Origin of the sequence: Streptomyces spongiae (genome assembly GCF_009377185.1) — a bacterium.
GTDB classification, from domain to species: domain Bacteria; phylum Actinomycetota; class Actinomycetes; order Streptomycetales; family Streptomycetaceae; genus Streptomyces; species Streptomyces spongiae.
On the sequence record NZ_VJZC01000347.1, the window covers coordinates 1 to 10,582 of the forward strand.

A 10,582-nucleotide genomic window follows, 5' to 3' on the forward strand; every position below is an offset into this window, starting at 1 on the left:
GGTGTCCCGGCTCTCCGCCGTCGTGCATCCCCCCGTCCCCACCCCCACCGACTACTCGACGATCGTGGCAGGTGTCGCATGAGGTTCGCATGGATCGATCTCCGTGAAGTACCCCGCCAGCAGATCCAGGCGGTCGTGGACGCGGCCGTGCACGCCCGGATGGCCGGCGTGGTCTCCGCCGACGCGGAGTTGCTGAGCACCCTGCCGCCGACGGTCACACGGGTACTGGTGCCCGGGAGCCCGGGGGCCAAGAAGACCACCACCGACAAGGGGGAACAGGACAAGGAAGCGCAGGACAAGGCGGCCAAGAACACTGCGAGGGAGGCGAAGTCCCCCACCGGATACGACGTCCTCCTGCGGAAGTTCACCACCCAAGGCGAGCTGGACGCCCTCGCCGCCGACCACCGCACCGGCATCCCCGTCGCCGGCTTCGTCGACGTACGGGACGACCGCACCCTCCAGCTCTCCTGCGCGGGCGCCATGGCGCTGCCGTACACCGTCATCCACTTCGCCGACCCGACCAAGATCCCGCTGGAGATCGTGCTCGCCGCGGCCGAGTCGGCGGAGGGCAACCTGGTGACGGTCGTCGACGGTCTGGAGGAGGCGGCGATCGTCTTCGACGTGCTGGAGCGCGGCTCGGACGGCATCCTGTTCACACCCCGCAGCGCCGACGAGGTGTTCGCCCTGGCACGGCTGCTCCAGGCATCCACGCCTCAGCTGGAGTTGTCCACGCTGACCGTGGAGAGCATCCGGCACGTCGGGCTGGGCGACCGGGTCTGTGTGGACACCTGCTCGCACTTCGAGGAGGACGAGGGCATCCTCGTCGGCTCCTACTCCTCCGGGTTCGTGCTGTGCTGCTCCGAGACCCACCCACTGCCGTACATGCCGACCAGGCCGTTCCGGGTCAACGCCGGCGCCCTGCACTCGTACACGCTCGGCCCCGACAACCGCACCAACTACCTCAGCGAGGTCGGCTCCGGCACCGCCCTGCTGGCGGTCGGCGCCGACGGGCGCACCCGGCGGGTCGTGGTCGGCCGCGCCAAGCTGGAGTCCCGGCCGCTGCTGGAGATCCGCACCCACGCGGAGGACGGACAGCTGGTCAGCCTGACCGTGCAGGACGACTGGCACGTACGGGTGCTCGGCCCGGGCGGCAAGGTCCTCAACGTCACCGAGTTGCAGCAGGGTGACGAGTTGCTCGGCTACCTGGCCACGGACAAGCGCCATGTCGGCCTGCCCATCGGCGAGTTCTGCAAGGAGGTCTGAGCCTCATGGCCGATACGGGCGACATGGAGACCCTCGTCCGGAGGCTCTTCGACGCGCAGGACGACGCACTCCCCTACCTGACGCATCGACAGGAAATGATCACCCGGGGAGAGTTACGGATCCGGGTGGCCAAGCAGGCCGCGCTCTTCGCCGGGTACGGCATCCGAGCGGGCACCACTGTCGGCCTGCGGACACCGCCCAGCTTCACCCAGGTCGAGGTGCTCCTCGCGCTCTGGCACCTCGGCGCCCAGGTGCTGCTCTTCGACTTCCGGCTCAAACCGGCCGAGGTCACCGCGCTCTGTGCCTCCTGCCGGCCGCAGTTCATGGTCAGCGCGGGTACCAACGTCCAGGCGACGTTCGGCTTCCGCTCCGAGCACGAGGTCGTCACCGAGCGCCTCGCCGGCGGCCGGGTGGCCGGCACCGACCACCGGTTGGTCCAGTTCAGCTCGGGTTCCACCGGACGGCCGAAGGTGATCGGACGGACCACTTCGTCGATCGCCGCCGAGGTGGACCGCTTCACTCGCGTACCCGGCATGCCGGGTACGGGCGACCGGCTGCTGCTGCTCAGCTCGACGGCGCACAGCTTCGGTCTGATCGCCGGTCTGCTGCACTCGCTCGCGGCCGGTGTCGGCGTGGTCTTCGCCCCCCGGATCTCCGCCCGCGACATCCTGCGGACCGCGGTGGACCACCGGATCACCGCCCTGTTCGGGGTGCCGATGCACTACGAACTCCTCGCCGCCGTCGATCCCCCCGCACTGCCCGACCTGAGGGTCGCGGTGTCGGGCGGCGAACTGATGCCCCCGCAGGTCGCGACGCGGTTCACGGAACGCTACGGGCTCCCGGTCGGCGAGTCCTACGGCACCACCGAGACCGGGGTGGTCGCCATGGACGCCCACGGCACACTGCGGCCGGCGGTCGGCAGGGCCGCACCGGGTGTGACGGTACGTGTCCACCGGGGCGAACTGGACGTCGCCCTCGACGAGTCGCCGTACCTCTTCGACTCCGGCGGCACCCAGTACACGGACGGCTGGCTGCACACCAGGGACCGGGCCACCGTGGACGCCTCCGGCACGGTCCTGGTGCACGGCCGCGCGGACTCCCTCGTCGTGGTCGGCGGCCTCAAGGTGGACCTGCTGGAGGTCGAGAACGTGCTCCGCGAGCATCCGGCGGTCCAGCAGGCGGTCCTGGTCCACCAGGGCGTGACCGAGGCGTACGTCGCGGTGGCCGAAGGCCCCGGGCAACCGTCCGCGGCGGAACTGCTGCGCTGGTGCCGGGAGCGGCTGGCCGACTACAAGCTGCCGCGCGTGATCCGGGTGCTGGACTCCCTGCCCCGCACGTCCAACGGGAAGCTCCTGCGCCAGGCGGCGGCGCTCCAGGCGGCCGTGCCGACCGGGGCGACCGGGGCGGGCGGCGGCGCGTAGCCGCAGGTCCGTCCGGCCGACTCGATTCTCTTGCCCCCTCTCCGTCCCCCCTTCCTCCAACCCCTCACGTGGAGAAACCGATCATGAGTACGTCGACCCTGGAAGACGTGATCCGCGAGTTCATCCTGACCTCCGTCATCGACGAGATGAACGTCCTGCTGAGCCGCGACGGCATCACGGACGACAGCCCGATGACCGTCGACGGGCTGGAAGTGGACTCACTGAGCCTGATCGAGCTGACCATGCGGCTGGAGTCGCGGTTCGGCGTGGAGATCCCGGACACCGACATCGAGCCGCTGGCCACCCTCACCCTCGGCGGACTCGTCGCCGAGGTGGTCCGACGCGGTGCGAAGGCATGAGCACGGCGACCTTCACCACCGACTCCGTCCGGGAACTGCTGTCGGACCGGAACGTCTTCCCGGGGCTGCCCGACGACCTCGGCGAGGACGCCGAACTGGTCCTGGACTCGCTCGGGTTGGTGTGGCTCCTGCACGTGGTCGAGGAACGGTACGGCCTGGTCGTGGAGCCCAGCGACGAGGACATCTCCGGGCTCACCTCACTACGGCGGCTCACCGAGTTCCTGCGTACCGTCGAGGAGGGCGGCCACGATGAGCGGTGAGGTCACCGTGACCGGATTCGGGGTACGCACCGCGTTCGGCACCGGTGCCGACGCCCTGCGGCGCGGGGTCTTCGCCGGAGTCCCCGCCTTCGCGCCCACCACCAGGTTCGACACCGGCCCGTACCGTACGCCGGTGGCGGCCGCCGCCCCCGACGGCCCCGACGCGGTCGAGGAGTGGGCCCTGCGCCACGCCCTGGACCGGTGCGGTACGGAGGCCCTCGACATGGCGGGCCTGGGCCCCGGCACCCGGGCGGCGGTCCTGCTCGGCGTCGCGGGCGACCACACGAGCGTCACGCGGTACTGGCGGAACGCGGAGGTGGAGCGAGCCACCGACGCCGTACCGGCGCGCCTCACCGAACTGCTGGCCACGCGGCTCGGTTTGACGGGTCCGCAACTGACCTTCACCAACGCCTGTGTCGCCTCCGCCGCCGCGATCATCCACGGTTGCCGGCTCATCTCCTCCGGGCGGACCGACATCGCGGTCTGCGCCGGTGGATACCTGGTCGAGGAGGAGACCTTCGGGAAGTTCGACTCCGGGCGGGCGCTGTCCCGGGACGGCATGGTGCGCCCGTTCAGCGCGGACCGCAGCGGGCTGCTGCTGGGCGACGGGGTGGCGGTCGTCGTGCTGGAGTCCGCCGAACATTCCCGGCGCCGGGGCGCCCGGCCGCTGGCTTCCGTCGTGGGCTGGGGCGCGGCCACGGACGCGCACCACATCGCCCAACCGCACCCGGAGGGCGTCGGGTTGGCGCGCGCGACGCGACAGGCACTGCGACTGGCCGACGATCCGGGCGGAACGGCCCTCGGCTACGTCAACGCCCACGGCACCGGTACCAAGTACAACGACGGTGCCGAGACCCGCGGGCTGCGCGCCGCCTTCCCGGACCGGGCAGAGTCCCTCCCCGTCAGCTCCACCAAGAGCACCACCGGCCACCTCTTGGAGGCGGCCGGCGTCGTGGAGTTCGTGATCACGCTGCTGGCCCTGACCGACGGCGTACTGCCGCCGACCGCCGGGTTCACCGCGCCGGACCCGGAGTGCGACCTGGACTACGTGCCGAACCGGGCGCGTCAGGCCGATCTGCGCCGGGCGCTCACCGTCAACGCCGCCTTCGGGGGCGCCAACACCGCACTCGTGCTGGAGAGGCCATGACGACCGGCGAGAAGTACCGGATCCGGGCGCCCCTCGGCATCCTGGCCACGGCCACCGCGACACACGGCACCGGCCGAGATGACGACATCCCGCTGCCGAGGCTGCCCGGCTTCGTGGAGTCCGCGTTCAGCCCGCTGGCGTACGAGGTGAGCAGACAGTGCCTGACCGAGCGGCCGGGTGAAGGATCACGCACCGCCGTGGCGCTGGCCAGTCTGCTGGGCGACACCACGACGGCCGACCTCGCCAGCGGGCGCATGGTCTCGGGCAAGGTCCACAACCCGCTGCTGTTCATGCAGGCCACCCCCAACTCCGTACTGGGCCACACCAGCCGGGAGTTCGGCATCACCGGGCAGATGTTCAGCGTCTCCACCCTCGACGACCCCGTCACCGAACTGCTGGCCATGGCGGATCTGCTGCTGGAGGACCCGGACCTGGACCGCGTTCTGGTGCTGGGCGTGGAGCTGGGCGGCGGCGAGAGGATGGCCGCCCTGCACCGGGAACTGGCCGACGACGGCGCCCGCCGGGTCCCGGACCTCCCCGCGTCCGCCGGCCTGGCGGCCGCGGCGCTGCTCGGCCGCCCCGGCGCCGATGCCTCGGTGACGCTCAGGCCGGCGGAAACGCCGGACGCGGAGACCTCCGACCGTCCGGGCGGCATCCAGGGCCTCTTCGACCTGGCCGCCGCCCACCGACAGCTTGTGCGCGGCGGAGGCACCCGACGCCTGCCCGGCCCCACCCCGTTCGTCCTCACCACCGGGACCACAGACACCGAGGCAAGCAACGAGACGGAGACCCATGCTCATCACTAGGCAGGAACGGGCGCGGATCTGCTCCGACACCGAACTCGGCGCCGGCAACATCCTGGAGCGCCTGAGAGCGTACGGCCGTCCGCTCGACGAACCCGTGCTGCGGACGGACGGCACCTGGCGGGCCCCGGACGGCAGCCGCCCCGGGACGCTGACGCTCGGCGAGCTGTACGAGGCGGTCGAGACCTACGCGGGCTGGTACGCCGCTCACGGCGTGCGCCCCCGCGACCCGGTCGCCATCCACTCCTCCTCCAGTGCAGAGTTCGCCGTGAACTTCCTGGCGCTGACCTCCCTCGGCGCGATCCCGTCCTTCGTCAACGGCAACCTGGCCCCCGAGATCGCCCGGGAGTACGTACGCCGGCAGGGCGCGGTCGGCGCGTTCACCGACGAGCGGCACCGCGAGGTATTCGCGGCCTTGGGGCTCGGCTTCCACGTCACCGCCGACGGCATCCGCCCGGAGCACCGCACGTCGCTGCCGCCGTCGTACCCGTACCGGCACGACGCGACGGACCCGGTGCTCATCTCGCACTCCTCCGGCACCACCGGCATGCCCAAGGGCGTACCGCACACCCACCGGACCCTGATGTACGCCCAGTTGCACCGGCTGCGCTACTCCACCGGCACCGACATGGCGCGCACCCTGGTGGGACTGCCGGGCGCGCACAACGCCATGGTGGCGACGCTGCTGTACTGCCTGCTGCTGCGCACCGACATCACGCTCCTGTCCAGCCGGCGCGGCACCGACGTACTCGACGCCGTCGAGGAGCTCCGGCCGACCACCGTGCTCGCCTTCGCCGGGACCTTCGGCGAGATGGCCGCCGAGGATCTGACGAAGCGTGATCTGTCCAGCGTGCAGGTGTGGTTCAACACCGGGGACGCCGCGCACGAGGCACACATCCGCGCCCTGGTGGCGCACGGCGGTCACGAGACGATCGGCCGGGACCTGAGCCGCGTACGGGTCGACGGCTCGGTCTTCGTGGACGGGCTCGGCTCGTCGGAGGCCGGCTACTCCGTCTTCCACAACCGGCACACCAAGGACACCTCCGCCTACTCGCGCTGCGTCGGCCGGCCGATCAGCTTCGCCGAGGCCGCCGTGCTCGCCGAGGACGGCACCCCCCTGCCGCCGGGAAGGATCGGCCGCCTCGGCCTGAAGTCCCCCACGCTCACGCCCGGTTACTGGAACGACTCGCTGACCTGGAACCGGATGCGGCTCGGCGGCTACTGGCTGACCGGGGACCTCGCCCACCAGGACGAGGATGGCAACTTCTACCACCTCGACCGGGCACCGGACGCCATCCGCACCCGGGACGGGATCGTCTTCAGCACCCGCACCGAGGAACTCCTGCTGGCCGAACTGCCCGAGCTGGCCGACTGCACGGTCGTCGGGCTCGCCCCGGACGGCGTACGGGCGGACTGGGACGGCGACGGGGAGGCCGACGCCTACGCGCTGCTCCAGCTCGCGGACGAGGGTGGCGGGGACGAGGCGTGGACCGAGCGGGTCAACACCGTGCTGGCGGCGGCCGGTTTCCCGCCGGTCACCCGAGCCCTGCGGATGAAACCCGACGACGTGGCCAAGGGCGCCACCGGCAAGGTCCTCAAACGAGTGATGCGCGACAGGCTCACCACCAAGGAGCAGGCATGAGCAATGAGCGCGCCCGGACGGTGGAGGCGTACCGGCTGTGGTGGCAGCACGACGCCCACTGGTACCAGGGGGTGGCCGCGCGGTTCGGGCAGGAGGCCGCGAACGAGATCAACGCGGAGGCACTGGGCAAGGTCGCCCTGCACGTCGGACAGCGCGTGGCCCGCTTCAGTGGCCCGCTCCCCGACAGCGGGGACACCGGCAAGGATCTGGAGGAACTGCGGCGCCGCTACGACGACTGCGGTGACCGTATGTTCCCGTCGGAGCTGCGCAACGCCTCCACCGAGGTGGCGGACGACGACCTGATCGTGCTGACGCTGAAGCGGAGCTTCGCCATCACCATGGTGCGGATGGCCGGTTCGCTGGACGGCTACCGGTGCCCGTGCACGGACATCCACGCGGGCTGGTCGGAGGGCCTCGGCGTGACCCTCACGGAGAACAGGGCCGAGAGCTGTCTGCGGGACGGCGACAAGGCGTGCCGCCTGCTGATGCGGATCGCCACGCCCCTCTCCGCCGGTGGGGAGGGCTGACGTATGCGGGTACTCGTCGCCGGCGCCACCGGAGTGGTCGGACGCCCGCTGGTGGGCGCGTTGCGGGCGCGGGGCCACGAGGTGAGCGCACTGGTCCGCGAGGAGTCGCGGGCCCCGGACGCGGACCAGGTCGTGGTCGCGGACGCCCTCGACCGCGAGGCCGTCCGGTCGGCCGTGTCGGCCGCGCGCCCTGACGTGGTCGTCCACCAGATGTCGGCGTTACGGCTGCTGCGCGACGACCCTCCGGCGGCCTTCGCGCAGACCGCGCGGCTGCGCACGGAGGGCACTGCCCATCTGGTCGAGGCGGCCCGCGCGGCCGGAGCTCGGCGCCTGGTCGCGCAGTCCATCGCCTTCGCCGCCCTACCGGAGGGGCCACCGGCCCTCGATGAGGACGCGCCACTGTACGTGGACGCCCCGGACCCCGGCTGGGCCGCCACCGTACGGGCCGTCGCGGAGCTGGAGCGGCTGGTGTCGGCCGGGGGCCTCGCGGGGGTGGTGCTGCGGTACGGCACGCTGTACGGCCCCGGGACCGCGTACGCGCGTGACGGCGGGACCGGGCAGCGGGTGCTGGCCGGGAAGCTGCCGCTGCCGGAGGGCGGGGCCGGAATCACGTCGTTCCTGCACGTGGACGACGCGGTGGAGGCAGCGGTGGCGGCCGTCGAGTCGACGGCGACCGGCGTCTTCCACATCACCGACGACGACCCGGCCCCGGCCGCGCGATGGATGTCGCACTATGCCGACGCGCTCGGCGCCCGGCCCCCGCGCACCATCCCGGCGACGCTCGCGCCCCGGCTGCTGGGCTGGTTCATGACCCACCAGCTGACCACGGCACGCGGCGCGGCCAACGACCGGGCCCGCACGGCACTGGGCTGGAAGCCGACGCGTCCGAGCTGGCGCGACGGGCTGGGCCGGGAATGACCGCGAGGCACCGGTCGAACTTCGGAGTCCTCGGCGTCACCCCTGATGAGGAAGGCATGCGATGAGCACCCTGAGCCGTACGGACACACAAGCGGCGCCCTCGCGCTCGTGGCCCGTCCTCCTCGTCGTCGTCTGCGCCCAGATGCTGATCTGGCTGGACACGTCGATCCTCAACGTCGCCGTGACCACGCTGGCCGACCCGGACGACGGCCTCGGCGCGACACCCGCCGAGTTGGAGTGGGTGGCCAGTTCCTACACCCTGGTCTTCGCGGGCGCCCTCTTCGCGGGCGGCGCCCTCGCCGACCGCTTCGGTCCTCGGACCACCCTCCTCGCCGGTCTGGCCCTGTTCGGCGCCGCCTCCGCGGCCGGCGCGTTCGCACCGGACGCCGACTGGCTGATCGTGGCGCGCGCCTTCATGGGAGCGGGCAGCGCGCTGCTGATGCCGGCGACGCTGTCGGTCATCGTGCAGAGCACACCGGAGGAGAAACGCACCCGGGCCATCGCGATCTGGAGTTCGTCCAGCGGCCTGGGCGTCGCCGTCGGCCCGGTCGCGGGCGGGGCGCTGCTCAGCCACTTCTGGTGGGGTTCGGTGTTCCTGGCCAACGTGCCGATCGTCGCCCTCTGTCTGGCCGGTGTGATGGCGGTGGTGCCCTCTCTGAAGGGCCCCGGGCGCAGGGTGCTCGACCTCCCGGGCCTCGCCCTGTCGGTACTCGGCCTCGGCGGTGTGGTCTACGGAATCATCGAGCTCGGCAGCGGAGCGACCTGGTACGGCGCGCACGTCCTCCTCCCGCTCGTCGTGGGCGGCGCTCTGCTCACCGTCTTCGTGGCCGGTCAGCGCAGATCGCCGACGCCCAGCCTGGACCTGCGGCTCTTCCGGCAGCCCGGGTTCACGGCGGGAAGCGTGGTGCTGCTGATCTCGTTCATGGCACTGGCGGCGCACCTGTACTACGCGGCCTTCTACCTCCAGGGCCCCCGAGGGCTCTCCCCCGCCGAGGCCGGAACGGTGATGATCGCCGCCGCGATCGGCATCGTCCTGGGCAGCCAGGCGTCCCCGACGATGAGCAGGCTGCTGTCCGCCCGGTGGACGATCGCGGCCGGAATCCTGGCCACGGCGGCCACGTACGCCGCCTATCTGTGGTTCGACGGACGGACCCCGATCGCCGTCGTCGCCGCGTTGCTGTGGGTGCAGGGCTTCGGCATGGGCCTGGTCGGCACACCGGTCACGGCCGTGATGATGCGCGGCGTGCCGCCGCAGCTCACGGGCGCCGGATCGGCCGTCAACAGTGTCACGCGCCAGGTCGGGGGAACGCTCGGCGTGGCGATGGCGGGCTCGATCCTCTCCGCCGTCTACCGGGACCGCATGGCGGACGCCTCCCTGCCCACCAACGCTCAGGGCCTGTCACCCGATACGGCGGCACAGGCCCGCACATCGCCCGAGTCGGCCCGCGCTCTGGCCGATTCACTCCGCCTGCCGGAGCTCGCGGCAGCGGCCGACCGCGCCTTCCTGGACGCCATGTACTCGGCCACGTTCTGGACCGCGGTACTGGCCTTCGCCGGATTCGTCGTGGCCGTCATCGGGTTGAACAAGAGAGAAAAGGACGGAAGTGGCGACTGACGTGGCGACTGGAGTGGCGGCATCGGGAGAACGGTCCGAAGCCCGGTCGGTCTTCGTGACCGGCGGAAACAGGGGCATCGGGCTGGCCATAGCGCGCCGCTTCGCGGCGGCGGGAGACCGGGTCGCGGTGACCTTCCGCAGCGAAGGGCCACCCGCCGCCGAGAACCTCCTCGCCGTGCGGTGCGACGTGAGGGACAGCCAACAGGTGGACCAGGCCTTCAAGGAGGCCGAGACCGCCCACGGTCCGGTGACCGTCCTGGTGGCGAACGCGGGCGTCAGCCACGACCGGCTCCTCGTGCGGATGAGCGACGAGGACTTCACCTCCGTCATCGACGCCGATCTCACGGGCGCCTTCCGGGTCGCCCGGCGCGCGGTGCGCGGGATGCTGGCGCAGGGTCACGGCCGTATCGTGCTGGTCTCCTCCACCTCGGCCCTGCGCGGCGCCGCCGGCCAGACCAACTACGCGGCGGCGAAGGCGGGCCTGATCGGCTTCGCCCGCTCACTGACCCACGAGCTCGGCCCCCGCGACATCACCTGCAACGTCGTGGCCCCCGGCCTGACCGAGACCGACATGACCCGCACACTCACCGAGCGACAACGCCGGCACCTCCTCACCCAGACCCCAGC

At 71.9% G+C, this 10,582-nt stretch carries 11 protein-coding genes; all 11 read left to right on the forward strand.

Annotation, left to right across the window (positions count from 1 at the left end; genetic code table 11):
• Positions 1 to 78 precede the first annotated feature (78 nt).
• Positions 79 to 1,263: a 3-dehydroquinate synthase II family protein gene (locus FNH08_RS33450; protein WP_152775278.1), complete on the forward strand. Its 1,185-nt coding sequence runs from the start codon at positions 79 to 81 to the stop codon at positions 1,261 to 1,263.
• A 5-nt stretch (positions 1,264 to 1,268) separates the two neighbouring features.
• Complete coding sequence (locus tag FNH08_RS33455; protein ID WP_152775279.1) at positions 1,269 to 2,684, forward strand: class I adenylate-forming enzyme family protein; 1,416 nt, start codon at positions 1,269 to 1,271, stop codon at positions 2,682 to 2,684.
• A gap of 83 nt (positions 2,685 to 2,767) precedes the next feature.
• Positions 2,768 to 3,043 (forward strand): acyl carrier protein, encoded by a 276-nt coding sequence (locus FNH08_RS33460; RefSeq protein WP_152775280.1) that lies wholly within the window; start codon positions 2,768 to 2,770, stop codon positions 3,041 to 3,043.
• Entirely contained in the window at positions 3,040 to 3,303 is a 264-nt protein-coding gene (locus FNH08_RS33465; protein ID WP_152775281.1) for an acyl carrier protein, read from the forward strand. Before FNH08_RS33460 ends, FNH08_RS33465 begins: the two co-directional genes overlap by 4 nt.
• Positions 3,293 to 4,450: a beta-ketoacyl-[acyl-carrier-protein] synthase family protein gene (locus FNH08_RS33470; protein ID WP_152775282.1), complete on the forward strand. Its 1,158-nt coding sequence runs from the start codon at positions 3,293 to 3,295 to the stop codon at positions 4,448 to 4,450. Before FNH08_RS33465 ends, FNH08_RS33470 begins: the two co-directional genes overlap by 11 nt.
• The gene (locus FNH08_RS33475) at positions 4,447 to 5,256 is read left to right on the forward strand and encodes a beta-ketoacyl-[acyl-carrier-protein] synthase family protein (RefSeq protein ID WP_228034502.1); all 810 of its coding nucleotides are present in this window, start codon (positions 4,447 to 4,449) and stop codon (positions 5,254 to 5,256) included. The genes FNH08_RS33470 and FNH08_RS33475 overlap by 4 nt, the downstream gene beginning before the upstream one ends.
• Complete coding sequence (locus FNH08_RS33480; RefSeq protein WP_152775283.1) at positions 5,243 to 6,895, forward strand: class I adenylate-forming enzyme family protein; 1,653 nt, start codon at positions 5,243 to 5,245, stop codon at positions 6,893 to 6,895. Before FNH08_RS33475 ends, FNH08_RS33480 begins: the two co-directional genes overlap by 14 nt.
• Complete coding sequence (locus FNH08_RS33485) at positions 6,892 to 7,422, forward strand: hypothetical protein (RefSeq protein WP_152775284.1); 531 nt, start codon at positions 6,892 to 6,894, stop codon at positions 7,420 to 7,422. The genes FNH08_RS33480 and FNH08_RS33485 overlap by 4 nt, the downstream gene beginning before the upstream one ends.
• A 3-nt stretch (positions 7,423 to 7,425) precedes the next feature.
• Positions 7,426 to 8,340 (forward strand): NAD-dependent epimerase/dehydratase family protein, encoded by a 915-nt coding sequence (locus FNH08_RS33490; protein WP_152775285.1) that lies wholly within the window; start codon positions 7,426 to 7,428, stop codon positions 8,338 to 8,340.
• Positions 8,341 to 8,401: 61 nt separating this feature from the next.
• Positions 8,402 to 9,955, forward strand: a complete 1,554-nt coding sequence (locus FNH08_RS33495) for an MFS transporter (protein ID WP_152775286.1) — start codon at positions 8,402 to 8,404, stop codon at positions 9,953 to 9,955.
• A gap of 13 nt (positions 9,956 to 9,968) precedes the next feature.
• The coding region (locus FNH08_RS33500; RefSeq protein ID WP_322725928.1) for an SDR family NAD(P)-dependent oxidoreductase at positions 9,969 to 10,582 on the forward strand (614 nt) is incomplete at its 3' end.

What these genes read in the sequence shown, in the direction of transcription:
- FNH08_RS33450 (WP_152775278.1), top strand. Translation starts at nt 79, where the DNA reads ATGAGGTTCGCATGGATCGATCTCCGTGAAGTACCCCGCCAGCAGATC.
- FNH08_RS33455 (WP_152775279.1), top strand. Translation starts at nt 1,269, where the DNA reads ATGGCCGATACGGGCGACATGGAGACCCTCGTCCGGAGGCTCTTCGAC.
- FNH08_RS33460 (WP_152775280.1), top strand. Translation starts at nt 2,768, where the DNA reads ATGAGTACGTCGACCCTGGAAGACGTGATCCGCGAGTTCATCCTGACC.
- FNH08_RS33465 (WP_152775281.1), top strand. Translation starts at nt 3,040, where the DNA reads ATGAGCACGGCGACCTTCACCACCGACTCCGTCCGGGAACTGCTGTCG.
- FNH08_RS33470 (WP_152775282.1), top strand. Translation starts at nt 3,293, where the DNA reads ATGAGCGGTGAGGTCACCGTGACCGGATTCGGGGTACGCACCGCGTTC.
- FNH08_RS33475 (WP_228034502.1), top strand. Translation starts at nt 4,447, where the DNA reads ATGACGACCGGCGAGAAGTACCGGATCCGGGCGCCCCTCGGCATCCTG.
- FNH08_RS33480 (WP_152775283.1), top strand. Translation starts at nt 5,243, where the DNA reads ATGCTCATCACTAGGCAGGAACGGGCGCGGATCTGCTCCGACACCGAA.
- FNH08_RS33485 (WP_152775284.1), top strand. Translation starts at nt 6,892, where the DNA reads ATGAGCAATGAGCGCGCCCGGACGGTGGAGGCGTACCGGCTGTGGTGG.
- FNH08_RS33490 (WP_152775285.1), top strand. Translation starts at nt 7,426, where the DNA reads ATGCGGGTACTCGTCGCCGGCGCCACCGGAGTGGTCGGACGCCCGCTG.
- FNH08_RS33495 (WP_152775286.1), top strand. Translation starts at nt 8,402, where the DNA reads ATGAGCACCCTGAGCCGTACGGACACACAAGCGGCGCCCTCGCGCTCG.